General features: G+C 71.5%; 31 protein-coding genes. 7 read left to right on the forward strand and 24 right to left on the reverse strand.

Features of this window, described 5'->3' with window-relative positions:
• Nucleotides 1-5: 5 nt before the first annotated feature.
• The 19 genes from AC07A6_RS17765 to AC07A6_RS17855 all read right to left on the reverse strand — a co-directional run bounded on the left by AC07A6_RS17765 (nt 6) and on the right by AC07A6_RS17855 (nt 17,151).
• On the reverse strand, nt 6-521 hold the full coding sequence (locus AC07A6_RS17765; RefSeq protein ID WP_362468258.1) for a (2Fe-2S)-binding protein: 516 nt from the start codon (nt 519-521) through the stop codon (nt 6-8).
• Entirely contained in the window at nt 512-1,132 is a 621-nt protein-coding gene (locus tag AC07A6_RS17770; protein WP_362468256.1) for an NADPH-dependent F420 reductase, read from the reverse strand. Before AC07A6_RS17770 ends, AC07A6_RS17765 begins: the two co-directional genes overlap by 10 nt.
• Nucleotides 1,133-1,156: 24 nt before the next feature.
• On the reverse strand, nt 1,157-2,641 hold the full coding sequence (locus AC07A6_RS17775) for an aldehyde dehydrogenase family protein (RefSeq protein ID WP_386272096.1): 1,485 nt from the start codon (nt 2,639-2,641) through the stop codon (nt 1,157-1,159).
• A 26-nt stretch (nt 2,642-2,667) separates the two neighbouring features.
• The gene (locus AC07A6_RS17780) at nt 2,668-3,408 is read right to left on the reverse strand and encodes a type 1 glutamine amidotransferase domain-containing protein (RefSeq protein WP_386272094.1); all 741 of its coding nucleotides are present in this window, start codon (nt 3,406-3,408) and stop codon (nt 2,668-2,670) included.
• 69 nt (nt 3,409-3,477) lie between these two features.
• Nucleotides 3,478-4,224: a MinD/ParA family ATP-binding protein gene (locus AC07A6_RS17785; RefSeq protein WP_478777671.1), complete on the reverse strand. Its 747-nt coding sequence runs from the start codon at nt 4,222-4,224 to the stop codon at nt 3,478-3,480.
• Nucleotides 4,224-5,483 (reverse strand): PP2C family protein-serine/threonine phosphatase, encoded by a 1,260-nt coding sequence (locus AC07A6_RS17790; protein ID WP_478777672.1) that lies wholly within the window; start codon nt 5,481-5,483, stop codon nt 4,224-4,226. The genes AC07A6_RS17785 and AC07A6_RS17790 overlap by 1 nt, the downstream gene beginning before the upstream one ends.
• A complete protein-coding gene (locus AC07A6_RS17795; protein WP_362468276.1) occupies nt 5,465-5,923 on the reverse strand; it encodes an ATP-binding protein in 459 nt (152 codons plus the stop codon). Before AC07A6_RS17795 ends, AC07A6_RS17790 begins: the two co-directional genes overlap by 19 nt.
• 41 nt (nt 5,924-5,964) lie before the next feature.
• Nucleotides 5,965-6,276 (reverse strand): STAS domain-containing protein, encoded by a 312-nt coding sequence (locus AC07A6_RS17800; protein ID WP_362468245.1) that lies wholly within the window; start codon nt 6,274-6,276, stop codon nt 5,965-5,967.
• A gap of 26 nt (nt 6,277-6,302) precedes the next feature.
• Nucleotides 6,303-8,447, reverse strand: coding sequence for a glycogen debranching protein GlgX (glgX, locus tag AC07A6_RS17805; protein ID WP_362468243.1), 2,145 nt, complete (start codon nt 8,445-8,447; stop codon nt 6,303-6,305).
• Nucleotides 8,444-8,782, reverse strand: a complete 339-nt coding sequence (locus tag AC07A6_RS17810) for an STAS domain-containing protein (RefSeq protein WP_007262992.1) — start codon at nt 8,780-8,782, stop codon at nt 8,444-8,446. Before AC07A6_RS17810 ends, glgX begins: the two co-directional genes overlap by 4 nt.
• A gap of 40 nt (nt 8,783-8,822) precedes the next feature.
• Nucleotides 8,823-10,646, reverse strand: coding sequence for an AGE family epimerase/isomerase (locus AC07A6_RS17815; RefSeq protein WP_362468241.1), 1,824 nt, complete (start codon nt 10,644-10,646; stop codon nt 8,823-8,825).
• A 1-nt stretch (nt 10,647) separates the two neighbouring features.
• A complete protein-coding gene (locus AC07A6_RS17820; RefSeq protein ID WP_478777673.1) occupies nt 10,648-11,079 on the reverse strand; it encodes a VOC family protein in 432 nt (143 codons plus the stop codon).
• A complete protein-coding gene (locus tag AC07A6_RS17825) occupies nt 11,079-11,690 on the reverse strand; it encodes a DJ-1/PfpI family protein (protein WP_362468237.1) in 612 nt (203 codons plus the stop codon). Before AC07A6_RS17825 ends, AC07A6_RS17820 begins: the two co-directional genes overlap by 1 nt.
• Nucleotides 11,683-13,287: a GMC family oxidoreductase gene (locus tag AC07A6_RS17830; RefSeq protein WP_478777674.1), complete on the reverse strand. Its 1,605-nt coding sequence runs from the start codon at nt 13,285-13,287 to the stop codon at nt 11,683-11,685. Before AC07A6_RS17830 ends, AC07A6_RS17825 begins: the two co-directional genes overlap by 8 nt.
• Nucleotides 13,288-13,300: 13 nt before the next feature.
• On the reverse strand, nt 13,301-13,672 hold the full coding sequence (locus tag AC07A6_RS17835; RefSeq protein ID WP_007262997.1) for a nuclear transport factor 2 family protein: 372 nt from the start codon (nt 13,670-13,672) through the stop codon (nt 13,301-13,303).
• A gap of 24 nt (nt 13,673-13,696) precedes the next feature.
• Nucleotides 13,697-14,152: a nuclear transport factor 2 family protein gene (locus AC07A6_RS17840; RefSeq protein WP_362468232.1), complete on the reverse strand. Its 456-nt coding sequence runs from the start codon at nt 14,150-14,152 to the stop codon at nt 13,697-13,699.
• Between the two features lie 13 nt (nt 14,153-14,165).
• Complete coding sequence (locus tag AC07A6_RS17845; RefSeq protein WP_401248702.1) at nt 14,166-14,597, reverse strand: nuclear transport factor 2 family protein; 432 nt, start codon at nt 14,595-14,597, stop codon at nt 14,166-14,168.
• Between the two features lie 66 nt (nt 14,598-14,663).
• Nucleotides 14,664-16,307 (reverse strand): thiamine pyrophosphate-binding protein, encoded by a 1,644-nt coding sequence (locus tag AC07A6_RS17850; protein WP_362468228.1) that lies wholly within the window; start codon nt 16,305-16,307, stop codon nt 14,664-14,666.
• A 19-nt stretch (nt 16,308-16,326) separates the two neighbouring features.
• Entirely contained in the window at nt 16,327-17,151 is an 825-nt protein-coding gene (locus AC07A6_RS17855) for a type 1 glutamine amidotransferase domain-containing protein (RefSeq protein ID WP_362468226.1), read from the reverse strand.
• A 277-nt stretch (nt 17,152-17,428) separates the two neighbouring features.
• On the opposite strand from AC07A6_RS17855, the gene AC07A6_RS17860 reads away from it, so the two are divergent.
• The 6 genes from AC07A6_RS17860 to AC07A6_RS17885 all read left to right on the forward strand — a co-directional run bounded on the left by AC07A6_RS17860 (nt 17,429) and on the right by AC07A6_RS17885 (nt 21,813).
• Nucleotides 17,429-17,701, forward strand: a complete 273-nt coding sequence (locus AC07A6_RS17860; RefSeq protein WP_478777675.1) for a UBP-type zinc finger domain-containing protein — start codon at nt 17,429-17,431, stop codon at nt 17,699-17,701.
• A 122-nt stretch (nt 17,702-17,823) separates the two neighbouring features.
• Nucleotides 17,824-19,467 (forward strand): FAD-dependent oxidoreductase, encoded by a 1,644-nt coding sequence (locus AC07A6_RS17865; RefSeq protein ID WP_362468274.1) that lies wholly within the window; start codon nt 17,824-17,826, stop codon nt 19,465-19,467.
• 70 nt (nt 19,468-19,537) lie between these two features.
• Nucleotides 19,538-20,029 carry a hypothetical protein gene (locus AC07A6_RS17870; protein ID WP_362468222.1) on the forward strand — a complete coding sequence of 164 codons (492 nt, stop codon included), beginning with the start codon at nt 19,538-19,540 and terminating at the stop codon, nt 20,027-20,029.
• Between the two features lie 77 nt (nt 20,030-20,106).
• A complete protein-coding gene (locus tag AC07A6_RS17875) occupies nt 20,107-20,436 on the forward strand; it encodes a putative quinol monooxygenase (RefSeq protein WP_478777676.1) in 330 nt (109 codons plus the stop codon).
• Nucleotides 20,433-20,912, forward strand: a complete 480-nt coding sequence (locus AC07A6_RS17880) for a group II truncated hemoglobin (protein ID WP_478777677.1) — start codon at nt 20,433-20,435, stop codon at nt 20,910-20,912. The genes AC07A6_RS17875 and AC07A6_RS17880 overlap by 4 nt, the downstream gene beginning before the upstream one ends.
• A 187-nt stretch (nt 20,913-21,099) precedes the next feature.
• Entirely contained in the window at nt 21,100-21,813 is a 714-nt protein-coding gene (locus AC07A6_RS17885) for a DUF4232 domain-containing protein (protein WP_362468216.1), read from the forward strand.
• A 30-nt stretch (nt 21,814-21,843) separates the two neighbouring features.
• Here the strand turns inward: AC07A6_RS17885 and AC07A6_RS17890 are convergent, their stop codons facing one another.
• The 5 genes from AC07A6_RS17890 to rpe form a co-directional block, all read right to left on the reverse strand.
• On the reverse strand, nt 21,844-22,215 hold the full coding sequence (locus AC07A6_RS17890) for a barstar family protein (RefSeq protein WP_478777678.1): 372 nt from the start codon (nt 22,213-22,215) through the stop codon (nt 21,844-21,846).
• Nucleotides 22,212-22,652, reverse strand: coding sequence for a guanyl-specific ribonuclease (locus AC07A6_RS17895; protein ID WP_125817755.1), 441 nt, complete (start codon nt 22,650-22,652; stop codon nt 22,212-22,214). The genes AC07A6_RS17890 and AC07A6_RS17895 overlap by 4 nt, the downstream gene beginning before the upstream one ends.
• A gap of 49 nt (nt 22,653-22,701) precedes the next feature.
• Entirely contained in the window at nt 22,702-22,920 is a 219-nt protein-coding gene (locus AC07A6_RS17900; RefSeq protein WP_362468210.1) for a hypothetical protein, read from the reverse strand.
• Nucleotides 22,921-23,042: 122 nt separating this feature from the next.
• Nucleotides 23,043-24,056, reverse strand: a complete 1,014-nt coding sequence (locus AC07A6_RS17905) for a sugar-binding transcriptional regulator (protein ID WP_042800630.1) — start codon at nt 24,054-24,056, stop codon at nt 23,043-23,045.
• 138 nt (nt 24,057-24,194) lie between these two features.
• Nucleotides 24,195-24,881 carry a ribulose-phosphate 3-epimerase gene (gene rpe / locus AC07A6_RS17910; protein WP_362468208.1) on the reverse strand — a complete coding sequence of 229 codons (687 nt, stop codon included), beginning with the start codon at nt 24,879-24,881 and terminating at the stop codon, nt 24,195-24,197.
• A 134-nt stretch (nt 24,882-25,015) separates the two neighbouring features.
• Here rpe and AC07A6_RS17915 point away from each other — a divergent pair, with 134 nt between their 5' ends.
• On the forward strand, nt 25,016-26,269 hold the full coding sequence (locus AC07A6_RS17915; protein ID WP_478777679.1) for an MFS transporter: 1,254 nt from the start codon (nt 25,016-25,018) through the stop codon (nt 26,267-26,269).
• Nucleotides 26,270-26,289: the final 20 nt, after the last annotated feature.

The raw sequence follows: 26,289 nt of genomic DNA on the forward strand, positions 1-26,289 counted from the left end.
CCCGGTCACCGCCCCTCGGTTTCGGCGGGGGCGCAGGCGCGCTGCACGCCCCGGACGACGCTGTGGTAGCCGGTGCAGCGGCACAGGTTGCCGGTGAGCCATTCGCGGATCTCGGGCTCGGTGGGGGGCGGGCCGCCGGCGGCGCCCTCGGCGCGCGCGGTCTCGACGAGTTCGCCGAGGGCCATCACCATGCCGGGCGTGCAGAAGCCGCACTGGGTGCCGTGCTCCTGGCGCAGTGCCTCCTGGAGGCCGGTGAGCTCTCCGCCGGGGGTGGTGACTCCCTCGATGGTGGTGACTTCGGAGCCCGCGGCGGAGGCGGTGAGGATCAGGCAGCTCTTGACGGACCTGCCGTCCAGGCGGACCACGCAGGTCCCGCACTGGCCGGTGTCGCAGCCCACCTTGGTGCCGGTGAGGCCGAGCCCGTCGCGGAGCCGTTCCACGAGGAGTTCGGTCGGCCGGGCCGCGAACTCCTCGGGTCTTCCGTTCACGTGCAGGGTGAGTTCGATGCGCGTCAGATCCATGCGAGCGCCTGCGCTTCCGTGAGCGACCGGTTGAAGAGGGGACCGCCGGGCTGCTGGAGGATTCCTCCGGAGTGCAGCGGGCCGGTGTCGACGGGGGCGTATCCGAGGTCGGTGATGATTCCGGCGACGATTTCCTTCGCCTTGGTGTCGTCGCCCGCCGTGTAGTGGGCGAGGCGTTCCGACGCCGTTCGGCCGGAGGCGGTGCCGGCGACGGCGAGGGTTTCGAAATGCATGGTGTTCAGGGATTTCACGACCCGGGCGCCGGGGTACCACTCGGCGACGAGTTCGCTGGATCCGCGGCCGCCGAGGTCGGCGGGGGTGCCGGGGCCGCTGAACGCGTTGGTGGCGTCCACCAGCACCTTGTCCTGCACGACGTGCGGGGGCAGCAGCCCGCGCACGCCGGCGAAGGGCACCATCAGCACCAGCAGGTCGGCCTCGCCCGCCGCCTCGACGGGGTGCGCCGCCGTGGCGGCGGGGCCGAGTTCGGCCAGGAGCGGGGCGAGCGAGCCCGGCCCGGTGGAGTTGGCGAGGACGACGGGGTGGCCGGCGGCCACCAGGATCCTCGCGAGGGTCGAGCCGATCCGGCCGGTGCCGATGACGCCTGTCCGCATGAGTGGCTCCTCGATGGTGTGGTGTCAGTCCATGCCGATCCAGACCGACTTGGTCTGGGTGTAGCTCTCAAGGGATTCCGGTCCGCACTCGCGCCCGTAGCCGGAGGCCTTGTAGCCGCCGTAGGGCACCGAGGGGTCGTACTGGTTGTAGCAGTTGACCCAGACCGTCCCGGCCTTGATCTGGGAGGCGACCCGGTGGGCCCGCCGCAGGTCCTTGGTGTGGACCCCGGCGGCGAGGCCGTACGCGCTGTCGTTGGCGATGCGTACGGCGTCCTCCTCGGTGTCGAAGGGGATGATCGACAGGACGGGGCCGAAGATCTCCTCCTGGGCGATCCGCATGCCGTTGTCGACGCCGGTGAAGACGGTGGGCAGGAAGTACAGGCCCTGGCTGGAGGCCCCGTCGGGGGTCCATCCGGTGCCTCCGGTGCGCAGCAGGGCGCCTTCCTTCTCGCCGACCTCGATGTAGGAGCTCACCTTGTCGAACTGGGCGCGGTGGGCGAGCGGCCCGAAGAGGGTCTCCGGGTCGCGCGGGTCGCCGGGCTTGAGGGCGGCGGCCCGGCGGACCAGGCGTTCGACCATCTCGTCGTGGACGGGGCGGTGCAGCAGGAGCCGGGAGCCGGCGGTGCAGATCTCGCCCTTGTTGTAGTAGATGCCGAAGAAGGCGAGTTCCTCGGCGGCGTCGAGGTCGGCGTCGGCGAAGACGATGTTGGCGGACTTGCCGCCGAGTTCCATCGTCACCTTCTTCAGGGTGCCCGCGGACTTGCGGATGATCGACTGGCCGACCGCGGTGGAGCCGGTGAAGGCGATCTTGTCGATGTCGGGGTGGCCGGTGAGGGTCTCCCCCAGCTCGACCCCGGGACCGGTGACGACGTTGAGGACGCCGTCGGGGATCTCCGCCTCCTGGAAGAGCTCGGCGATCTTCAGCGCGGTGAGCGGGGTGGCCGGGGAGGGTTTGTGGACGACCGTGTTCCCGGCCGCGAGGGCCGGGGCGATCTTGGTCATGGACAGCAGGAGCGGGAAGTTGAAGGGGGTGATGGCGCAGACCACCCCGAGGGGTTCGCGCAGGGTGTAGGCGAGCTGTCCGCCGGCGGGGGCCCGGGAGGAGCCGTCGACCCGGGTGACCGCGCCGGCGTAGTAGTGCATCAGCTGGGCGGCCATGGGTGCGTCGACGGTGCTGGAGAAGGCGAACGGCTTGCCCATGTCCACCGTTTCCAGCAGGGCTATCTCCTCCAGGTCCCGTTCGATCAGCTCACCGACGCGGTTCAGGCGCAGCGCGCGCTCCTGGGCGGACAGCCGGCTCCACGGGCCTTCCTCGAAGGCCGCGCGGGCGGCCGCGACGGCGGCGTCCGCGTCGGTCGCGGCGGCCTGGGCCACCGGAACGATCTCCTGGCCGTCGATCGGGCTGATGTCCGGCTCCGTACGGCCGTCCCGGGCGGGGACCCATTGGCCGCCGATGAACAGCTTCCCGGGGTTGGCCAGGGGGTGGTCGCTGAGCACGCGCTTGGTCATGGCTGCACCTTCCGGTGTGGCGGGGGCTAGCCCTCGGCGAGCTGCCGCAAGAAGGTCTCGGCGAGGGCCTTGGAGGAGTAGGGGTTCTGACCGGTCGTGAGCCTGCGGTCCACGACGACGTGCGAGTCCCAGATCGCGTCGGCCTTCTCGTACCGGGCGCCGAGTCTGGTCAGCTCGGCCTCCAGGATCAGCGGGAGCCGGCCGGCCATGTTGGTGACCAGTTCCTCGTCGTGCGAGAAGGCGGTCATGCGGTATCCCTCGAAGGGCCAGTGGCCCTCGCCGTCCCGCAGGGACAGCAGTGCGGTGTGCCCGTGGCAGACGGTGGCGATCGGCTTGTCCTGGCCGATGGCCCAGCGCAGCAGCTGCGCCAGTTCGTCGGACTTGGGCAGGTCGCCGATGGCTCCGTGGCCGCCGCTGATGTAGAGGGCGTCGTACTCGGCGATGTCCTTCTCGCCGAGGGATTCCACCGCGAGGGGCTGCTTGAGCTGGGGGGTCCGCTCGATGACGCGGACGTACTCGGCGGCGTTGGCCGCGTCCTGGTCGGGGGAGCCCTCGGGACGGACCCAGCGCAGGAAGTCGGGGTCGATGCTGGTCCGGTCGACCGTGGGGGCCTCGCCCCCGATGGTCGCCACGTCGACGGTGTGGCCGGCTTCCGTGAAGAGGGTGTAGGGGACGACGAATTCCTCGGCCCAGAATCCCGAGGGGTGCTGTTCTCCGTCCAGCAGGTGGAGTGTGGCCTTCGCCGTCATGACGACGAGAATCCTCATGATTCTCTCCTTGTTCTGGATCGCTGCCGATTCAACACGGCCCCTCGTGAGGGGCGTAAGGGGGCGGCGTCAGGCCCGCGATACTTCGTCACGTGCGTCCAACGCCGTGAGGATCGTGCGGAATTCACCGACCAGGGGGTGGTCGGGAAGGGCTTCCGCGAATATGCGCTCTCCGTAGAGGGCCGCCATTTCCGGAACGTACGGGAGAATTCCGGCCAGGGGGGCGCCGTATACCTCCTCGGCCCTGCGGGCCGCTTCCCGCCGGTCCACGCCCTCGGGTGCCATGCTCAGCACCAGGGCCCGCCGGCAGGCCAGCCGTCCGGCCAGGGCGATGGTCTCCTCCACTCCGGAAAGGTCGACCCGGTCGGCCCTCGCCATGATCAGTACGACGTCGGCGCTGCCCATGGCGGTCACCGACTCGTTGTTGAGCCCGGCGTGCGTGTCGAGCAGCAGGAAGTCGAGCGCGTGGCTCTCCGCCAGCCGGTCGAAACCCTCCGGGAGCAGGCCCACGTCGTACCCGGTGGTCATCAGCTCCCGCAGGGCCGCCGTCCCGGTCCGGGCCGGGACGACGTACAGCCCGGGCACGGGGGTGGCCCGTGCCGCGGTCTCGATCTCGCAGCGGCCGAGCAGGTAGTCGGCCAGCGAGCCGGTGCCGGGACCCAGCCGGAACAGCTGGTCCAGGGTGGGTGACTGGAGGTCGGTGTCGACCACCCCCACCCGGCGTCCCGCGGCCGCCAGCAGCAGCGCGAGGTTCGCCAGCACCGAGGACTTCCCGGTGCCACCGCGGTGCGAGTGCACCACGATGGTCCGGGTCATCACGCCACCACCTGGTAGCCGGTGCCGTCCGCGTGCGGCCCCCGCGCCGCACGCGGCCGGTGCACGGCCAGCATGGTGACGTCGTCGTGCTGTTCGGCGGTGCCGGTGTGCTCGCGCACCGCCAGGTCCATCAGGTCGACCACGTCCCGGCCGCTCGCCGGGGGGCCGGCGAGCAGTTCCAGCATCTTCTCGTCACCGAGGAAGCTGCCTTCGGGGCAGCGGGCCTCAGGTACTCCATCAGTGAACACGAAGAGGGTGTCGCCGGGGTTCAACTGGGCGTAGCCCAGTGTGTAGACGCAGTCGGGCAGCACCCCGACCGCCGGTCCCGTGACCTCCAGGGCCCGGGGCACGGCGCCGTCGCCGGAGAGCAGCAGCGGCGGGTTGTGGCCGCCGTTGATGTAGACGAGGCTGCCGGTCAGCGGGTCCAGGACGCCGAAGAACAGGGTGGCGAAGTAGCCCTGCCGCAGGTGGTTGCGGGTGAGGTAGCCGTTGGTGGCGGTGACCGCGTTGAGCAGCGGGGTGGCGCCGACGACCGGGGTGCGGCGGCTGCCGCCGGTGCGGCCGGCGGCCATCAGGTGCTGGAGTCCGCTGTTCTCGGCGGTGTGGCGCAGCAGGGAGCGGATGAGGGCCATGAACAGGGCCGCGCCGACTCCTTTGTCGCAGACGTCGGCGACGACCACCGCGAGGCGCCGGCCCCGGGAGAGCTCGAAGACGTCGTAGAAGTCCCCGGCGACCTGCCGGGCGGGCCGGAAGCGGACGTCGATCTCCCAGCCGTCGGGGACGGGCAGCGCCTCGGGCAGGAAGCCGGCCTGGATCTCGCGGCCGATCTCCAGCTCCTTCTCGTACCCCATGAGTTCGGCGCGGGCGTCGGCCTCGCGCAAGGTGCGGCCGAGCCCGGCCCGTTCGGTGCAGCTGTGCAGCCGGGCTCCGACGAGGGCGGGCAGGAAGGGCGGGACGAGGTAGTCGTGGCCGAGGCGGACGTGCCGCTCCAGGGCGGCGAAGTCCCGGACGGTCCAGACGACGACGATGGGCGCGCCGGCCCAGCGCCGCAGCCGGCGCACGGCGCTGCGTACGGTCTCCCCGTCGGCCTCGGCGGGGGCGAGCAGCACGTCCGCGACGGGCAGCAGTTCGAGCCGGCCGCGCAGCAGTTCCCCCAGGGTGCGGGGGACGAGTTCGGCGTCCATCAGCCGCAGCGCGTCCAGCAGTTCGACGGGTGGCGGCGGGTACACGTCCAGGATGATCACGGTCGTGGAGGGCATGCGTCCGTCCCCTCATCGGCCTTCACGGTCAGCGTGCTGATGTTGCGGCCGTCCCTGCGGGCATAGGCGTACGAGTCCACGCTGGTCAGGGCCAGGTGGATGCCGAGGCCGCCGACCCTCCGCCGTTCCGGGGGGATCCCGGGGTCGGGGGGCAGGCGGCCGGCGACGGGGTCGAACGCGGGGGCGGTGTCCTCGATGACGATCCGCACCCCGTCGGGACCGGAGCGGCCGCGGACGGTGATCCGTCCGCAGCCGCCCCGGTACCCGTGCATCACGATGTTGGTGGCCAGCTCGTCCACGGCCAGCCGGATCCGGTACGTGGCCCCCTTGCCGAGGCCCGCCCGGCCGGCCAGCCGCAGGACGAACGCGGCGATGTCGCCCAGTGCCCCCATCGTCGCGGGCACGTCCAGCACGGCGGGCTTCCTCGCCAGTTCCACCATCTCAGTCACCGTTCCGGGCGCCCTGACCGGTCGTCGGCGACTCAGTCATCGGAGAGGACGATGCTGCGGTCGAGCCCCGCCGTACGGATGGTCCGGGCGACGGGCTCGATGGCGCCGGTCACCTTGATGGTGACCTCGCCGCCGACCTTCTGCTGGGCGAAGACCAGGGAGCGCAGGCCGGCGCTGGCCATGTAGCCGACCCCGGCCATCCGGATCTCGACGGTGCCGGTGCCGTGACCGGCGGCCTTCTCGATCGTCTGGTGGAAGTCGGGGGCGGTCTTGGCGTCCAGCTCGCCCGTCAGTTCGATCACGGTGGTGTCGCCCTCGATGCTCAGGGACACGGAAAGCGGCATGTCAGGTCTCCTTCGGTCTGGGCGGGTCAGTCGTCCCCGGGTTCGGCGCCGGTCGCGCGGCCGACCAGGATCACGACCGAGCGCGGGCCGATCAGGTACTTGCCGGCGTTGTCGAGCTCCTGCTCCGCCCCGGGAGTGCGGATGTCGTGCGGTGCCTCGGCGCCGGTGTCGGCGAAGAGGTGCCAGCTGCGGCCGCCGGGCAGGGCGGGCAGTTCCAGGTCGTGCGCCTCCCAGTGGGAGTTCATGGCCACGTACACCACGTCCTGGTCGCCGGTGCCGCAGCGGGCCACCGCCAGCAGCCGGCTCTCCGCCGACCAGTCGGGCTGCCAGGCCCGCTCCCCGTGCCAGCTGATGTCGGGCAGGCCGAGGCCCTCCCGGAGCCGTCCGGTGGGGTGCGAGGTGGAGCGCAGCTCGCGGTGGTGTCCCCGGAAGGCGATCATCTGGCGGGTGAACCGGAGCAGTTCGGCGTTCTCGTCGACCTGGTCCCAGTCGAACCAGGACAGCTCGTTGTCCTGGCAGTACGTGTTGTTGTTGCCCTGCTGGGTCCGCGCGACCTCGTCCCCGGACAGCAGCATCGGGATGCCCTGGCTGGTGAACAGGATCGCGAGGGCGTTCTTCATCTGCCGCAGCCGCAGCGCGTTGACCTCGGGATCGTCGGTGGGTCCCTCCGCCCCGCAGTTCCAGCTGTTGTTGTCGTTGGCGCCGTCGCCGTTGCCCTCGCCGTTGGCCTCGTTGTGCTTGTCGTTGTACGAGACCAGGTCGGCCAGGCTGAAACCGTCGTGCGCCGTCAGGAAGTTGACGGAGGCCGAGGTGCCCCGGCCCGTGTACAGGTCGGGCGATCCCGCGACGCGGGTGGCGAGTTCGCCGGTGACCCCGGGGTCGCCCTTGAGGAAGCGGCGGACGGTGTCGCGGTACTTGCCGTTCCACTCGGCCCAGCGCCCGTACGCCGGGAAGTTGCCGACCTCGTAGAGGCCGCCGGCGTCCCAGGCCTCGGCGATGAGCTTGGTGTGCCGCAGCACCGGGTCGAAGGCGAGCATCTCCAGCAGCGGCGGGTTGGGCAGCGGGGTGCCGTCCAGGTCCCGGCCGAGGATGGCCGCGAGGTCGAAGCGGAAGCCGTCGATGTGGTAGTCGGCGACCCAGTGGCGCAGGCAGTCCAGGACGTAGTTGCGGACCACGGGGTGGTTGCAGTTGACCGTGTTGCCGGTGCCGCTGAAGTTGAAGTAGTACCCCTCGGGCGTGAGCATGTAGTACGTGGCGTTGTCCAGGCCCTTGAAGGAGATGGTGGGGCCCTGCTCGTTGCCCTCGGCGGTGTGGTTGAAGACGACGTCGAGGATGACCTCGATGCCGGCCGCGTGCAGGTCCTTGATCAGGGTGCGGAACTCGTCGCCCTGCATCCCGTAGCGTCCGGTGGCCGCGTAGCCGGCCTTCGGCGCGAAGAAGGAGACGGTGTTGTAGCCCCAGTAGTCGTAGAGCTTCTCGCCGGTCTCGGGGTTGCTGCGCGGGTTGTCGCTCTCGTCGAACTCGAAGACGGGCAGCAGCTCGATGCAGTTGATCCCGAGCTCCTTGAGGTACGGGATCTTCTCCCGCAGCCCCGCGAACGTGCCGGGGGCCGTGACCTGCGAGGAGGGGTGCCGGGTGAAGCCGCGCACGTGGGCCTCGTACACGACGAGGTCCTCGGCGGGGATCCGCAGCGGGGTGTCGTCGCCCCAGTCGAAGTCCTGGAGGCAGACCCGCGAGCGGTACTGGTAGCCGCGGCTGCGGTCCGGTTCCACGCCCCACACGTCGCGGCCGGCGATCAGCCGGGCGTACGGGTCGGAGAGGACCTGCCGGGCGTCGAAGCGGTGGCCGGTGGCCGGGTCGTAGGGGCCGTCGGCCCGGTACCCGTACTCGATGTTCTCGTGGTCGAGGCCGAAGACCGTCATGGAGAAGACGCTGCCGGTGCGGAACTCCTCGGGGAATTCCAGCTCGGCCATCGGCTCGGGCTCTCCGCGCTTGTAGATGACCAGCGACATGGAGGTCGCCTGGTCGGAGAAGACGGAGAAACTGACCCCGCCGGGGACCACGTTGGCCCCGAAGGGGAACGGCTTGCCCGCGCGGACGCGGTACCCGCCCACCTCGTGGGTCGGGTACGCGTCCACGCGCAGCACCTGCTCGGAGCGGGCCTCGCTCATCGCGCGGCCCCGGCCCTGGTGGCGGCCGCCTCGCCGGTCTCGAAGAAGTCGAGGAACCCGGTGGCCGACATGACGAACCGGACTTCCTCGCTCACCCCGTACAGGGTGACCGCGACCCCGGCGTGCTGCGCCTCGCGGTAGACGACGAGCAGCGTGCGCAGCCCGGCGCTGGAGACGTAGGTGACGGCGGTCAGGTCGATGCGCAGCGGCCGGCCCTCGCGGACCAGCGGCAGCAGGGCCTCCAGCAGGGTGCCGGAGGTCTCGCTGTTGATCTCGCCGGTGGCGACCAGCACGGTGGCCGTCTTGTTCCGGCGTTCCTTCACGTTCAGACTCATGGCCTGCATTCCCCTCTTGTTGGGGCGCCCCCCGTGGGCACTACTGCTTGTTCACCGGCCGGAGCCGGACCTTGACCTTGACCCGGCCCTGGACGTCGGGGAGGTGGACGGTCAGCGCCTCGGCGTCGAACTCCTCGTAGGGCTTCTCGTCGATCTCCACGGACGCGATCCGCACCGAGCCCGCGGGCAGCAGGTCGGGCGAGACGCGCAGGATCCGGTCGGGCAGGTCGGTCGGGTCGGGCTGGAAGTGGAAGTCCATCTCCCGGCCGTTGATCAGAAGGTTGTTGTAGACGGCGGCCAGGTAGCAGAGCTCCGCCGAGTGGTACATGGACATCGAGTGGCTGCCCTTGAGCCGCTCCGTGCCGAGCAGGTACGGCGTACCGCTGGCGAGCACGTTGAAGTACACCGCTCCCTCGTCGTGGTCGAGGAAGAAGGTGTTGTAGAAGGCCTGGGCCTGGCGCGCCTCGCGCAGGCTCGCGTCCCCGCCGACCGTGCCGTTCAGGATGAGGTAGGCGAGGATCGCCTGCTCCTGCTGCCACCAGGCCTTGCGGTCGTGCCAGGCGAACCGGTACGACTCCTGGTCGCCCTCCTTGACGCGTTCCACGACGTCGTACCAGCCGCCGCGCTGGAGGTCGCTGCCCACGGCCGGCATGATCTCGCCGATCTTCCGGGCGAGCTGCTCGTAGGCGGGCTTGGCCTTCAGCGAGTTCATCCGCATCAGGTTCCAGGCGATCTTCAGGTTGTGGCCGACGACCGCGCGGTTCTGCTGCCAGCTGTGCGCGGTGTCGTGGGACCAGTCGCGGAAGAAGCGCTCCTGGACGAACGGGCTGTTCTTGTAGTCCGGGAACCGGTCCGCGATGGTGTCGAAGGTGTACTCCAGGAAGTCGGCGTACTTCTGGTCGCCGGTCGCCAGGTACAGGTTGATGAGGTACGCGGGCGCGTGGTCGCCGACCGAGTTCCAGTTCTTGCGCTCGGCGTTCTCGCCGAGGGACTCGTGGTCGGCGCTGAAGAGGATCGGGTCGATGTGCGAGTAGTAGCCGCCCTGCTCCTCGTCCTTGAAGAACTTGTCGAAGAGCCGGATGGTGGCGTCGGCGTCGTTCTTGATCCGGACGTCGCCGGTGACCCGGTAGGTCTGGATGGGGCCGGCCAGCGCGTAGATCTGCTCGTACATCGGGATCGCGTCGTAGTCGTCGGAGAACTCCGAGGTGAAGAGCTTGCGCTCGCTGTCGCCGTCGACGCTGATGCCGTGGTACCAGAAGACCACGTCCTCCTCGCTGTCGACGACCCGCATGTGCTTGCGCAGGTACTCGGTGCCGCGCTCGGCGATCTCCAGGTACTCGTCCTTGCCGGTGAGCAGGTAGGCCGAGGCCATGCCGTAGACCAGGCGGGAGATGGTGTCGGTCTCCTGGACGTGGCTGGCGGTCTTGTCGCCGCCGAGGCGGATCTCGGTGCGGTACTCGGTGAAGTCCACCGGGCCGTCGCCGAACTGGGCGCGCTTGTAGAAGTCGGCCAGCGACTCGATCTGCCGGATCCACCAGCCGGCTTCCTCGAAGCGGTAGTCCTCGGCACCGCGGCCCAGGAACACCAGCCGCTTGGCGTCGAAGCGCCCGCCCTGCTCGGGGTAGTGGACGCCGTAGACGAAGAGGAACCGGCCCGGGGAGAGCATCTCGTCGACGTGCCCGGAGGCGTCGACGTACGGCTCGTCGAGGTTGCGCACCAGCTCGGCGCTGGGGCCGGAGGCGAGGGAGACCTCGAACTCGCGGTCGTCGGTGGTCTTCAGCCGCAGCAGCCGGGAGGAGGAGTCGAAGCGGACGACGTAGCCCGCGATCGTGTCGGAGAAGGAGAAGGTCAGCGAGCCCGCCATGTCATGCACCGTCCTTGTCGTGTGAGCGGTCGTCCTCGTACCCCTGGCTGACCTCGACGATCACCCCGTCGGGGTCGCGCACCCAGACGGTCCGCCAGCCGCAGATGAAGTCGTCGAAGTCGAGCGGGCCCAGCGTCACCTCGGCCGCGTCGCCGAGTTCCGCGAGGAAGGCGTCGACGCTGTCGGTCTGGAAGGCCAGGTGGCGTATCCGGCCCGGGGCCGGCGGGCCGTCTTCGTGCGCGGGCCGGGCCGGCTCGGCCGCCGCCGCGAAGAGCTCCAGGTACGCGTCCCCCTTGCGCAGGAACACGATCCGGGACTCCCCGAGGTCGACGACCCGGGCCCGGGTGAAGCCGAAGTACCGGGTGTAGAACTCCTCGGTGGTCTTCTGGTCGGCGCAGTTGAGGCCGACGTGGGACCAGGCCATCGCCCCCATCAGGTGCTCCCCCGGCCGCGGCCCGCGGCGAGCAGTTCGATGATCCGGCGGGCGAAGAGGTGGTGGTGGGCGCCGGTGCGGCCGGTGACGAGGTCGCCGTCGACCACCACGTCCTCGTCGACGTACTGGGCGCCCATGTTGCGGACGTCCCCGATGAGGTTGTTGTGGCAGACGACCTTGCGGCCGCGCACCTTGGCCGGGATCGAGGAGGCCAGCCACATGCCGTGGCAGATGATCCCCTTGAGCACGGTCGGCTCCTCGAAGGCCCGGCGCAGGAACTCGGTCGCCGGGGCGAGGACGTCCACGTCCTCGGTGTAGCGCAGCCGGTCGGCGACCATGCCCGAGGGCACGATCAGCGCGGCGTAGCGGCGCAGCTCCTCGTCGTCCAGCCCCTCCAGGGACTTGGCCGCGGTGAAGGGCGCCCGGTACTCGTGCCCGGTGAAGGTGATGGAGTCGTTGCCCCACAGCCGGGTCAGGAAGTCGACCTCGGCCCCTTCCTCGGCGAAGCGGCGCTGGTAGTAGAAGATCTCCGGTTCGTAGAAGTCGCTCTCGACCAGGACCGCGATCCTGGTCCCGGTCAGCGCCCCCTCGCGCAGGACCACGTCAGGCACGGGAGATCCCCCTCAGGAAGTCCGCCGCGCGCTCGGCGATCATCGCGATGGCGGTGTGGCAGTTGCCCGACGGGACGGCGGGCATCACGCTCGCGTCGACGACGCGCAGGTTCCGTACGCCGTGCACCCGGAGCTCGGGGTCGACGACCGCGAGGTCGTCGATTCCCATGCGGCAGGAGCCGGCCTGGTGGTGGTAGCTCTCGGACTTCTGCCGGACGAAGGTCCGCAGCTCCTCGTCGGAGACGGAACCCGGGCCGGGCTGGAGCTCCTGCTTGTACCAGGGCGAGAACGCGGAGGTCGCGAAGAGCTCCCGGGCGAGTTTGACGCCCTGCACCATCCGCTCCAGGTCCCACCGGTCGCCCAGGTAGTTCGGGTGGATGAGCGGGTGGGCCAGCGGGTCGGCGCTCGCGAGCCTGATCCAGCCGCGCGAGACGGGGCGGACGACGCCGGGCAGGATGGAGACGGTGTTCGGGTGGTCCTTGCCGACGATCACGTCGAACGGGACGTGGACGAAGGCGATCTGGAGGTCCGGGGCGGGCAGTCCGGGCCGGGAGGACAGGAACAGGGCGCTCTCCGACAGGTTCTGCGCGGGGGGCGGGAGTTCCTGGGTGACCTCGGCCATCAGCCCGGTCAGGACGTGGTTGTGGAAGTTCTCCCCGACCCCGGGGACGGCCGCGGTGACGGCGATGGCGTGCTCGCGCAGCCGCTCGGGGTGGCCGATGCCGGAGAGCAGCAGCAGCTTCGGGGACTCGATGGCCCCGGCCGCCACGATCACCTCGCGCCGGGCCCGTACGGTGTGGAGGCCGGGGGCCGCGGCGGTGCTGTGGCCGTCGCGGACGGTGCGGCCCGGGACGTCGGCGGGCGGCGCGAGCTGGACGTACTCGACGCCCGTGCAGGTGTCGCCCTCGAAGAGCAGCCGGGTGGACTGGGCGCTGGTGCGCAGGGTCAGGTTGGGGCGGACGAGCGCCGGCTCCAGGTAGGCGGCCAGGGTGCCCTGGCGGCGGCCGTCGGCGACGTCGATGTGGTGCCAGCCGGTGCCGAAGAGGCCGCGCCGGGGGCCGTCGGTGTTGAAGTCGGCGATCTCCTGGTGGCCCAGCTCGACGGCGGCGTCGATGAAGGCGCGGGAGACCGGGTTGGGGCCGTGCCGTCCGGCGTTGGTGATCCGCTGCGGGCCGGTCGTGCCGGTGGTGGCGGCGGTGGCGTCCTCCTGGCCCTCCAGCAGGGCGAAGTAGGGCAGTACGTCCTCGTACGCCCAGCCGGCCGCGCCCTGGTAGGCCCAGTTGTCGAAGTCCGAGGCGTGGCCCCGGATGTGCATCATGATGTAGAGGTTGCTGCTGCCGCCGGGGGCCTTGCCGCGCGGTTCGTACGTACGGCGGCCGCCGAGGCCGGGCTGCGGGACGCTGGTGTAGCCCCAGTCGACGGGCCCGCCGAGCAGCTTGTACCAGGAGGACGGGTCGTCCACCTCGGGCGGGATGCGCGGGCCGCCGGCCTCCAGGACCAGGACGGATACGTCCGGGTCCTCGGAGAGGCGGTTCGCGAGGACGCTGCCGGCGGTGCCGGAGCCGACGATCACGTAGTCGTACTGCTGCGTGGCCACGAGTCCGGTCCCCTCAGTCCTGGCTCAGCACCTGGAAGGGGGCGGTGTCGTGGTAGTTCGCCATGTAGGCGATCCGTCCGTCCACGATCTCGAAGTAGTTCATCACCTCGGCCTCGATGGCCTCGCCGGAGGCGCTGACGGCGCTGAGGTGGGAGACGGCCGCGGCCTTGGTCCCGTCGACCAGGAAGTGCACGGGCTCGTTGCGGAAGACCCGGTACATGGTCCCCATGCCCTTCATCATCGAGCGCAGGGTCTCCAGGCCCTCGATGTGTCCGGCCAGCTGCTCGTCCATGACCTGGTCGTCGGCGAACAGGTCGCACCAGCGGTCCCAGTCCCCCGCGTTGGCGTACTGGTAGTACTTGGTCAGGATCTCTCGGGCGTCCATCGCGTCTCTCATCCCCCTGTCGGTCTATCGGTCCCTGCGGGTCCCGTCCGGCGCGAACGGTGCCCAGAACTGGCTGAAGGCGGCCGCCGTGTCCCCGAAGAGCCCGTCGCGGCCCTCGGTGATCCGGCCGTCCCGCCACCGCATGAAGTGGAAGACCTGGTAGTCCATCCGCTCGTACGGGGAGCCGGCCGCCGGGTCGGCGCCGTCGCGCAGGGCGGTGTTGCGGCACACGTCGGCGCTGCAGTCCTCCCCGACGAGGACCGCCTCCAGGTCCATCCGGAAGGTGCCGCCGGTGAGCTTGTGGGTCCGGCCCATCAGCTCCAGGAAGGCGTCCAGGCCCTCGTACCAGCCGGCGAGCGGGTGGTTGCCCGGCACCAGCCAGCGCAGGTCCTCGGCGTAGTAGTCGAGGATCCGGGCGCGGTCGCCGGAGCCCAGCGCCCGGTAGGCGGCCTCGACCCGCTCGCGTGTCACTCCGGTCATCGCCGCCGCCCCCTCAGAGCGAGCCCGAACCGGGCATCGGCGCCAGTTCGTTGACGGTGTACTGCTTGATCAGCGGGCCGTCGTCACCGGCCACGAGCGTCCAGGTCTGGTCGGCATCGAAGCCGAGCCACTGGCTGCGGGCGGCCGGCGGGTCCCAGATCTTGGCCTGCCAGTTGACGAGGACCCGGACGACGGCGCGGTCGCCCTCGATGACCGGCTCCACCTTGGTGACCGTGTGCACCTCGTCGAAGAACCGGTGGGTGACGGCGTCGTACCAGCGGCCGAAGCCCTGGTGCCCGAGGAAGGTGTCCTCGGGGACCTTGAACTCCAGGTCCTCGGTGATGAGGGCGAGGACCTGCTCCAGCGGGAGGTGCCGGTCCAGGGCCACGTACCAGTTCTCGGCGAAGGCGCGGATGGCGTCCTCGGTCAGCCGCTCGGCGGGCATGCGGTCTCCTCCTGTCCGTCGGTGTGTCGCGTGGTGTGCCCCGGCCGGGCCGGGTGCGGGCACTGCTCAGACCTGGACGTCGACCAGGTACGGGCCGGGGTGGGCCAGCATCCGGGTGACGGCGGCCGCGGCCTCGTCGGGCTTCTCCACCCGGGTCCCCTCGGCGCCCAGTGCCCGGGCCAGCCCGGCGAAGTCGATCTCGGGGCGGGAGAGGTCGAAGGAGCCCGGGAAGGGGTGCTCCGCGATGTCCCGCTCCCGCCAGTACTGGGCGATGTTGTCGTCGAGCAGCCGGTACTTGCGGTTGTTGCAGACCACGAACTTGGCGGCGATGCCGTGCCGGACCGCCGTCCACAGCGCCTGGTAGGTGTACATGGACCCGCCGTCGCCCGCGAAGCCGACGACGAGCCGGTCCGGGTGGGCGAGCTTGGCGCCGACCGCCCCCGGGAAGCCGACGCCGAGCGAGCCGCCGCGGGTGAGGTGGTAGTCGCCGGGGCGTTCGGGCGGCAGGTACCGGGTGACCAGCGGGGAGGTGGTGAGCGCCTCGTCGAAGACGATCAGGTCCCCGCCGGTGCGTTCGGCGAGCGTCCGCAGGAAGACGGCCATCGGCGTGTCGTCGTCCGTCCGCTCCAGGGCGGCCCGGGCCCGCTCGCGGGTCCGCACCTCCAGCCGTGCGGCCGCCGCCGCCCGCCGGGCCGGGGTCAGCCGCTGTTCCAGTACGCCGGCCAGCGCGCGCAGCGCGTGCCGCGGGTCGGCGGCCAGGCCCAGGTCCACGGGGTGGTTCTTGGCGATCTCGTAGGCGTTGAGGTCGATGTGCACGACCTTGGCGCCGGGCCGGAAGGGGTTCTCCAGTTCGGGGAACACCTCGGGGAAGACGTAGGTGCCGACGATCAGCACCCCGTCCGCCCGCCCGACCAGTTCCTTGCTGTGCGGGCCGAACATGTGGCCGGTCTGGCCGCGGCGCAGCGGGTGCGAGGCGGCGATGTTCACCTCGGACGAGTCGACCTCGTACACGTCGGCGCCCAGCAGCTCGGCGACGGCGGCGAGTTCGGCCTGCGCCCCGGAGAGCGCGACCCCGTCCCCGACGAGGACCACCGGGTGCTCGGCGCCGGCGAGCAGCTCGGCCGCCCGTCCGACGGAGGCCGGGGAGGGCGCCACGTCGGTGAGCGGCACCGTGGCGGGCAGGACGGGCTCGGAGTTGGGCTCGTCCAGCACGTCCATCGGCAGGGCCACGAACACGGGGCCGCGCGGCGGGGTCAGGGCGATCTTGACGGCCCGCCGGATCGTGCGGAGCACGGACCGGGGGTCGGTGACCCGGGTCGCGTACTTGGTGACGGGTTTGGCCATGGCGACCAGGTCGCTGGCCATCTGCGCGTCCATGGCGTCGTAGCGCACCCCGGCGTCGCCGGCGACCACCACGAGCGGGGTGTGGCCGCGCAGCGACTGGTAGAGCATGCCGATGCCGTTGCCCAGCCCCACGCCGGAGTGCAGCTGGAGCAGGGCCGCGCCGCCGGTGGCGCGGGCATAGCCGTCGGCGATGCCCGCGGCCACGGTCTCCTGGAGGGCGAGGACGTACTGGAAGTCCGCCGCCGCGTCCACCGCGTCGAGGAATCCCTGTTCCACCGTTCCCGGATTTCCGAACATGACGTTCAGACCGTCGGCCTTGAACTGTTCGATGAGCCTTTCCCGTCCGGGAGTGGCTTCGGTATTCATCGGACTCCCCCTATTTCCGCTACCACCCGTAACGGGTGAGGCCGTCCTCCAGGACTTCCACGATCTTCTGCCCCGTGAGGTACGAGTCGGGGGTGGACCGGCCGGTCACGAAGGGATAGTCGACTATCACCGAGAGCGGGTGGCCGAAATTCCCGTGATAGGCGCCCTGCGGGCCGGTCGCATCGCGCAGGATGTACTCCAGCGGATACGGGGGCGGGCCCATGTTGAAGTCGGTGCCGAGGAATCCGGTGCCGTCCTTGTAGTCGTACTCCTTGCAGTGGCCGGTGACGTGCTTGCCCCAGATGATGCTCTTGCGGTCGCCCCAGTCGCGGGCGAAGGCGAGGCAGGCGACGCCGTAGCACTCGGCGGCGACGACCTTGCCGGCCTTCTCGAAGGCCAGGATCAGGGCGTGCACCCGCTCGTTGTTGGCGAGGTCGGCGATCGGACCGCTGCCGCCGACGATGAGGATCGCGTCGTACTCCGCGATGTCGGCGTCGATCTTGTCCAGGTCCCGGTGGTACTGCTCCAGCTTGCGCAGGTACCCCTCGTCGCTCGTGTACGGGCGTTCGGGGACCCACGCCTCGATGTCGAGCGGTGAGTCGAGCCGGTTCGACTGCTCGAACTCCCGGCCCAGCCGGGCGTTCTCCTCGGTGGTCACCGAGCGGCCCAGCGGGGGGTCGACGTAGTTCGCGTCGAGACTCGGCGGAAGTGCGTGCGCGCGCTTCCCGGTCGGCGTGGCGAATACGATCTCGTAGCCCCGCTCGTCGAACTTGGAAACGGGTCCGATCAGTTCCTCGGACCAGTAGCCGTGTTCGGAGACAATGACCAGAATCTTTCTGCTCACAGATTCCTCCAGGCGCCGCCTGTTGTCGTTTGCGTCCCCCACACTGCGTGCGCCCGGGGCCCTCGTCAAAGTGCGTGAATGCGACTTCGTGAGGTAGCGGGCAAGGTCGTGGCACCACCTCACGTAGTCGCCCGGCGAGGTCAGGAAGTACCCGCCGGACTTCCTGACCTCGGCCGGATCGGTGAACCGTTCGGGGGTCACCGACTTATGGTCTGGACGCGCCGTGATGGACGGGCGCGACGGGGCGTACGAGTGCGCGAGGAGAGGGACGGGGACGATGACGACGGATTTGTTGTGCACACACATCGACCAGATACGTCCGGTGAAGCCATCCGCGGAGGGCTGCGAGGAGTGCCTGCGGCTGGGTGACGGCTGGGTGCACCTGCGGATGTGCCTGAGCTGCGGACACGTCGGGTGCTGCGACTCGTCGAAGAACCGCCACGCCACCCGGCACTACCGGGCGACGACCCATCCGATCGCGGCCTCGCACGAGCCCGGCGAGGACTGGGCCTGGTGCTACGCCGACCAGCTGATGCTGGACCCGGCGTGAGCGCGGCCCCGGAGGGCGCCGCCGCCCCCGCCACGACGCCGGCCGCCGCGCCGAGGACGACCGCCGCGGCCGGTGCCGCCGCGGGCGCCGCCGAGCGCGCCGAGAGCCGCAAGCCCGTCATCCTGGCCGTGGACGACGACCCGCAGGTCCTGCGGGCCGTCCGCCGCGACCTGCGCAGCGCCTACGGCGACCGCTACCGGGTGCTCGGCGCCTCCTCGGCCGCCGACGCGCTGAAGATCCTGGACTCGCTCGACGAGCGCGGCCACGACCCCGCGCTGTTCCTCGTCGACCAGCGGATGCCCGACGTCACGGGGGTGGAGTTCCTGCTGGAGGCGGTCAGCCGCTTCCCGGACGCCCGCCGGGTCCTGCTGACGGCGTACGCGGAGACGGACGCGGCCATCACCGCCATCAACCGGGTACGGCTGGACTACTACCTGCTCAAGCCCTGGGACCCGCCGCACGAGCGGCTCTTCCCGGTGCTGGACGACCTGCTCTCCGACTGGCTGGCCACCTACCGGCCGGCCTACGACGGGATCATCGTCGCGGGCCACCTGGTCTCCCCCGGCACCCACGCCGTCCGGGACTTCTTCACCCGCAACGGGCAGCCGTTCCGCTTCCTGAACGTCGAGCGGGACCCCGAGGCGCTGACGGTGATCGCCGCCGCGCAGGCCGACGCGGCGCTCCCGCTGGTCCGCTTCCCGGACGGCTCGGTGCTGGCCGCCCCGACGGACGCGGAACTCGCCCGGCGGCTGGGCCTGGCCACCACCGCCTCCCGCCCGCACTACGAGTGCGTCATCGTCGGCGCCGGCCCGGCGGGGCTCGCCGCCGGGGTGTACTCGGCCTCCGAGGGCCTGTCCACGCTGATGCTGGACTCCCGCGCCCCGGGCGGCCAGGCCGGCACCTCCAGCCTGATCGAGAACTACCTGGGCTTCCCCTCGGGCCTCTCCGGCGGGGACCTGACCCGCCGGGCCACCATCCAGGCCTCCCGGTTCGGCGCCGAGATCCTGCACCCGGTCGAGGTGGTCTCCCTGACCCGCGACGACCCGGCGAAGATCCTGACCCTGGCCGACGGGACGGAGATCAGCGCGGAGACGGTGCTGCTCGCGACCGGGGTCTCGTACAACCGGCTCCAGGCCCCCGGAGCGGACCGCTTCGAGGGCGCCGGCCTGTACTACGGCGCGGCGACCACCGAGAGCTCGGCCTGCATCTCCCAGCACGTGTTCATCGTGGGCGGCGCCAACTCGGCCGGGCAGGCGGCGGTCCACTTCGCCAAGTACGCGGCCCGAGTGACGATCCTGGTGCGCGCGGCCTCCCTGGACGCGAGCATGTCCCGCTACCTGATCGACGAGATCGACCGCACGCCCAACATCGAGGTGAAGGTCCGCACCACCGTCACCGCCCTGCACGGCGGGGAGCACCTGGAGCGGATCACCCTGCACGACGCCGACTCGGGCGAGGACCGGGAGGTCCCGGCGCGGTTCATGTTCACCTTCATCGGCGCCCGCCCGCACACGGACTGGCTGGCCGGGGTGGTCGAGCGGGACGAGTACGGCTTCGTCCTCACGGGCTCCGACCTGATCGCCAACGGCGGCGAGCTCCCCGCGGAATGGAGCCTGGAGCGCGCCCCCTACCCGCTGGAGACCAGCGTCCCCGGCGTCTTCGCGGCGGGCGACGTGCGGGCCCACTCGGTCAAGCGGGTGGCCTCGGGCGTCGGCGAGGGCGCGATGGCGGTCTCCCTGATCCACCGCTACCGGTCGATGGGCTGAGAGCGAACAGGCGCGGAGCGGACGGCCGGACCCTTGCGATCACGGGGAGAGCGGATGCAACGTTGATTACATGATTACAGCCGAACAGAGCGAAAAGCTCCGCGCGTGGTTCGCCGAGCGCCTGCCGGTGGACGTCTACGAGTCACTCGTCTCGGTCACCGTCGACCGGGAGGAGATCACGGTCGTCGGCAAGGTCCCGGCGTCCGAGTCGGTCAAGGAGTTCCGCGAGCGCACCCGCGAGCAGCGGATGGAGGTGGCCCGCGAGGCGGAGGAGCTCTACCGCCGCAAGGTCGCCTGGGGCGTGCGGTCGGGTGAGGAGACGGTCCTCTTCACCCACCTCGCCGTCCCCGTCATGACCCGGCTGCGCCAGTCCGAGCGCCAGGTGCTCGACACCCTGGTCGCCGGCGGCGTGGCGCGCAGCCGGGCGGACGCCCTGGCGTGGTGCGTGCGCCTGGTCGGCGAGAACGCCGACGCCTGGCTCACCGAGCTGCGGGACTCCCTCGACAAGGTGCGGCAGGTGCGCGCCCAGGGCCCGGACCTCCAGAAGTCTGGGTCCGAGTGACGGAAAACCTGTCCGGGTACGCATGATCCCGGAAAGGTAGCCGGGACGACCTGACCCCAGGGAGAGGCACGCAACCCATGACCACCACCGTCGAGTACATCCGCTACCGGATCGCCTCGCAGGACCAGAAGGCGTTCGAGGAGGCGTACGCGAGGGCCGCCGAGGCCCTGGCCGCGTCGCCCGAGTGCATCGACTACGAGCTGGCCCACAACACGGACGACACCGAGCGGTACATCCTCCGCATCCGCTGGACGTCGGTCAACGACCACCTGAACGGCTTCCGCAAGGGTGAGCACTTCCCGGCGTTCTTCAGCGCGATCCGCCCGTACGTGACGAACATCGAGGAGATGCAGCACTACTCCGTCACCGGCGTGGCGGGTCCGGGAAAGGCCGCCGGACAGTCATGAGCACGACTCCCACGATCTACGAGTGGATGGGCGGGGCCGAGGCCCTGGAGAGGCTCACCGACGCCTTCTACGCCCATGCGCTGCGCGACGAGATCCTGGCCCCCGTCTTCGAGGGCATGGACTCGGAACACCCCCGGCACGTCGCGGTCTGGCTGGCGGAGGTCTTCGGCGGCCCGGCCGGCTACTCGGCGCACCACGGCGGCCACCAGCACATGGCCACCAAGCACCTGGGGCGCGGCATCACCGAGCGGCAGCGCCGCCGCTGGGTGGACCTGCTGCTGGACACGGCCGACGAGGTGGGCCTGCCGACGGACCCGGAGTTCCGGGCGGTGTTCGTCTACTACATCGAGTGGGGCACCCGGATGGCGCTGATCTACTCGGGCCCCAACCCGCCGCCGGTGGACGCGGCGAAGATCCCGGTCTGGTCCTGGGGCCAGACCCCGCCCTGGCAGCCGCAGGCGGCGGAGGCGGAGTGACACCCGGTCGGGGGCCGGTCCGGGCCGGCCCCCCGACCGGACGCGCCACGCCCATTTGGGCGGAACGGTGACGTCCCGTCATGGGTCGGCAACAGTGCGCCAGGAGCGGGGCTGCGGGTGTTCCGCGGGGGCATAACCGGGAGGTCGCACCACCTCCCGACCCATGCGAAGCACACGGGGGCCCACCATGAGCACCGCCCGCAACAGATGGCAGACCTACGCCCTGGGAGCGGCGGCCGTCGCCGCGCTCCTCACCTCCACCGCCTGCGACTCCGGCAAGGACGACGGCAGGAACCCCACCGCCTCCGCCTCCCCGTCCGCCCCTTCCTCCCCCGGTACGAGCGCCACCCCGGGCACGAGTCCGTCCGCCTCCGCGAGCACCTCCCCGGGCGGCGGGGCGAGCCCCTCGCCGAGCGGCTCGGCGGCCCCCACCACCGGCGCGAAGCCGGCCACCAGGGCCTGCAGCCACGACGACCTGTCGATCACCCCGTCGCTGTGGCGGCAGGACTCGGGCCAGAACCTCCTGATCACCGCCACCAACATCAGCGGCACGCCCTGCACCCTCTACCACTACCCGTACGTCGGCTTCGGCACGGTGGTCGCGGGCCCGCTCCCCCCGCTGGGCTCCGCGCCGCGGGCGGTCGCCACCCTCCAGCCGAAGGAGAAGGCGTACGCGGGCGTGTACCTGTTCCGCGGGGGCGAGCAGACGGTCGCCGTCACGGCGCTGTCCATGGGCTACCAGGACCGCGCGCCCGGCAGCAACAAGGACTCGGCGTGGCTCGAACAGGGCCTGTCCGGCCGCACCGGGGACCTGAACGCCGGACGCGACGCCAAGGTGACGTACTGGAACAAGGACCTCCGCGCGGTGGAGGACCAGCTGTTCCGGCCGGGCAAGGGCTAGGCCGGGCTCCGGGCAGGGCTGCGGGCGGGGCTAGCGGGACAGCACCACCGTCAGCGGGGGCGCCCCGTCGCGCTCCCGCTGTTCCCGCCAGAAGTCGGCGGCCCCCTCCAGGACCTCCGTCAGGGTGTCCCAGTCCTCCGGCCGCTCCGCCGCGTAGCCGCGCCAGGAGGTCAGCGCCAGCAGCCGCCCGGGGGCCTCGGGCAGCCAGGACAGGTCCGCCAGCAGGTCGGCCAGCGCGTCCCAGTTCCCGCCGAACCACTCGGGCGCCGCGAGGGCCCGCGCGCAGCGCCGCATCAGCGCCGCCTTGCTCCGTACGCCGTCCAGGTCCAGCCGTACGACGCCCCAGCCGGCCTCCTCGGCGGCGGCCAGTGCGGGGGCGAGCGGCTCTGGTTCGAGGGTCATCGGAGAACCGCCTTGAACGTCTCGTAGTGGTCGTCCGTGTAGTAGAACTCCCCGCCCCCGCCCGTCACGATCCGCCGGGCGCCGCGGTCGCGCTCGCCCGGCGTCCGCACGGTGAACTCGTGGTAGTAGCCGCGCTTCTGCTTCGGCAGGACCTTCTCGAAGTTCCCGAAGACGGTGCCGTCCTGCCGGTACGGGTAGGGGCCGCCCTTGTCGATCAGGGCGAGCACCTCGCGCGCCTGCGGGGGCAGCGCGTCGGCCCGTACCGTGGGCATGCCCTTCGCCCACGCGGGAGCGGGGGCTGCGGTGCTCGCGGCGGATGACGGCCGCGCCGGGGCGGACCCGCCGCCGCAGCCCGCCAGGGCGGCGGTCAGCGCGGCGCACAGGAACAGGGCCCCGAGCACGCGTGACAACGACCGGGGCACGTTCCTGAGGATCATGCCCCGATCGTGCCAAATATCCGATTCGGTAGCGAATCGCCCGGCGCGGTCAGAGGACGGACATCTTGGCGTAGGGGCTCAGAACACGTCTCTGTACGGAACCGAAGTCGACGAGGACGGCCTCCTCCTCGACACCGATGACCCGGCCGAGGCCGTGCTGGTCATGGCTGACGCGGTCGCCGACGTCGAACCGCCTGACCGGCGGCTCCACGGGCGCCCTGAACGGGCTGGACGGCAAATGGCGGCGAGGTCCTGCTGATTTGGTCATTGCCGTCAGTATGCGCCCGCGGGGCCGCCCCGGGGCCGACTCCCCGGTCTCGATTGCAGCACCATTCGTCACGTGCGCCGCCGGGGAGCCTCCACGGGGCCCGGAGCGCGGGCCGGGACCGGTCAGTCGTCCGGGTCGGCCCGGTCCAGCGCCGGCCGCAGTCCGGGCTCGGACTCGGTCAGCAGGTAGTCGGCCACCGCCGTGTCCGTCACCAGGCTGGTCACCAGCCCGGAGCGGAGCACCGCGCCGATCGCCGAGGCCTTGCGCAGCCCGCCCGCGATCGCCACGACCTCGGGGATCCGGCGCAGCCGGTCGGCCTCGACGGTGATGCAGCGCTCGCCCAGGTCCCGCCCGACGCGGCGGCCCTCCTTGTCGAAGAGGTGGGCGGACATCTCCGCCGCGACGCCGAGCGAGGCGTAGTGCGCCCGCTCCTCGTCGGTCAGCATGTCGTGGACGGTCGAGATCCCCGGCTCCCAGGAGCCGATGGACACGGCGGCGACGGTGACCTTGTCGAAGTACTCGAAGGCCCGCGCGATGCCGGTCTGGCTGCGCAGCGCGGCCGCCGTCGCCGGGTCCGGGAGCAGCATCGGCGCGTAGATGGGGTGCGCGTCACCGCCGGAGACCTGCGCGGCCCGGCGTACGGCCTCCACGGAGCCGCGCTCGGCGGTCCCCGCGTCGTACACGCCGGTCAGCTGGACGACGGTGCACGGGGGCAGCCGGTGCAGGGAGGCGGCCATGTGGATGGTCGACCGCCCCCAGGCCAGCCCGAGCACGTCACCCTCGTTGACCAGTTCGCCGAGCAGGTCGGCCGCGACCGCTCCGAGGTTCTCCGGGTCCGGGGCGTCCTCGCTGGCGTCGGCCGGCGACTCCACCACGACGGCGTGCCGCAGCCCGTACCGGGCGCGGAGCGCGTCGGAGCGCTCCGCGTCCAGTTCCGCCGGCACCCGGATCTCGATGCGGACGAGGTCCCGTTCGAGGGCGGTCTCCAGGACCCGGGCCACCTTGAAGCGGCTCACGCCGAACTCCTCGGCGATCTGGATCTTGGACTTGCCCTCCAGGTAGAAGCGGCGCGCCATGGCCGCCGCCTGCACCAGCTCCGCGGGTCCCATCCGCAGGGCTGACCGTCCCGCCGACATTGCAGACACCGCGCTCTCCTCACTGCTGTTCACACTGTCGTGTTCACACTCTCGACTCGCCGTTCATCCTGTCAGATCCAACGGCCATTGATCAGCCTGGACGGCTTCCGTTCACCGAGCCGTCCCCTGGCGCCCGCTTCAGTGGTCGCAGGCCCAGGGCGCGGCGGCGATCGCCGCACCCGCCTGGTCGCGCAGCGTGCGGACCGCGGCGGCCGGATCGACCGCCCCGTAGACCGCGCTGCCGGCCACGAAGACGTCGGCGCCGGCCTCCGCCACCCGCTCGATCGTCGTGGCCGAGACCCCGCCGTCGACCTGGAGCCAGAGGTCCAGCCCGTGCTTGGCGATCAGCTCCCGGGTCCGGCGGACCTTGGGCAGCATGATGTCCAGGAAGGACTGGCCGCCGAAGCCGGGCTCGACCGTCATGATCAGCACCATGTCGAGCTCGGGGAGGATGTCCTCGTACTGCTCGATCGGGGTTCCGGGCTTGAGGGCCATGGCCGCCCGGGCGCCCTTGGCCCGGATCTCCCGCGCGAGGCGCACCGGCGCCGCCGCGGCCTCGGCGTGGAAGGTGACCGATCCGGCCCCGGCCTCCACGTACTGCGGAGCCCAGCGGTCCGGGTCCTCGATCATCAGGTGCAGGTCCAGCGGGGTGTCCGTGGCCCGGCTGAGGGACTCCACGACCGGCACGCCGAGGGTGAGGTTCGGGACGAAGTGGTTGTCCATGACGTCGACGTGCAGCCAGTCGGCCCCCTCGACGGCCTTCGCCTCCTCGGCGAGACGGGCGAAGTCGGCGGACAGGATGCTGGGATTGATCTGAACGGCCATGCCCCAAGCCTGCCATGCCTGCGGGCACTTCCGGCCACGGCCCCGGAACCCGGGATCCTCGTAGCAGAGCTTAACTGATCTTGGCGCGGATACTCGCTTGCCCTTCGCGGTGAGGTGTGAACACCGTTACGTACATGACAACCGCCGCCCCCACCGGTCCCCACGCCGCTCCAGTGCCCGGCCCCGGCCCCTGGCGCAACCCCGACTTCCGCGCCCTGTTCGGCGCCGCGACCCTGAGCCAGTTCGCCGCCAACACCGGCTACATCGCCGTCCCGCTGCTCGCCCTGACCGCACTCGACGCGAGCCCCGCCCAGGTCGGCAGCCTCGCGGCCCTGTCCACCGCCGCCTTCCTGCTCATCGGCCTCCCGGCGGGCGCCTGGGTGGACCGCATGCGCACCCGCCGGGTCCTGATCGCCGCCGACCTCTCCCGGGCCGCCCTCGTCGGCTCCCTGCCGCTCGCCCGGTGGCTGGACCTGCTCACCCTGACCCAGCTGTACGCCGTCGTCCTCCTGACCGGCTGCGCCACCGTGTTCGGCGAGGTCGGCTCCCAGAGCGTGCTGCCCCGGCTCGTCGGCCGGGACGGCCTGGTCCGGGCGAACGCCGCCATGACGACCCTGATGGCCGTCGCGAACATCGCCGGGCGGGGCGTCGGCGGGGCCCTGATCGCCTTCCTGACGGCCCCCGTCGCCCTCGCCTGCGCCGCCCTCGCCCACCTCTGCTCGGCCCTGCGGATGCTGGGCGTCCGGCCGGTCCCGAAACCGCCCGCCACCGGGCGGACCCGGCTGCGCAGCCAGGTCTCGGAGGGGCTCGGGCACGTACTGGGCCACCCGGAGCTGCGTGCGCTCGTGCTGACCGCGAGTCTGATCAACCTGGGCGGTGGCGTGATCAACGCCATGCTGCCGGTGCTCTTCGTCGGCGAGCTGGGCCTGTCCGCCGCGGCGCTCGGCCTGTTCTGGGCCGCCGGCGGGGTGGGGCTGCTGCTCGGAGCCCGGCTGGCCCGGCCCTTCGCGGCACGGGCCGGCTACGGCCGCGCCCTGACCCTGAGCCTGGTCCCGGCGGCCCTGCTGGTCCCGATGGCGGACCGCGGGCCCTGGCTGTGGGCGGCCGGGGCGGGCTGGCTGGTGTCCACGGTGACCGTCGGCTCCGGCAACGTCCTCGGCGTCAGCCTGCGCCAGCACCTGACCCCGGACCCGCTCCTCGGCCGCATGAACGCCACCTTCCGGTTCATGCTGACCGGTGCCATCGCCCTGGGTTCCGCCGCCTCGGGCCTGCTCGCCGAAGCCGTCGGCCTGCGCGGGGCCCTCTGGGCCGGCGCGGCCGTCATGGCGCTCTCGTTCCTGCCGACCCTGCTCTCGCCGGTCCGCAGCCGCCGCGCGGCGCCGCACTGAGGGTGCGGCGCCGGGACCGC

The sequence above is a fragment of the Streptomyces sp. NPDC044002 genome (assembly GCF_056434525.1).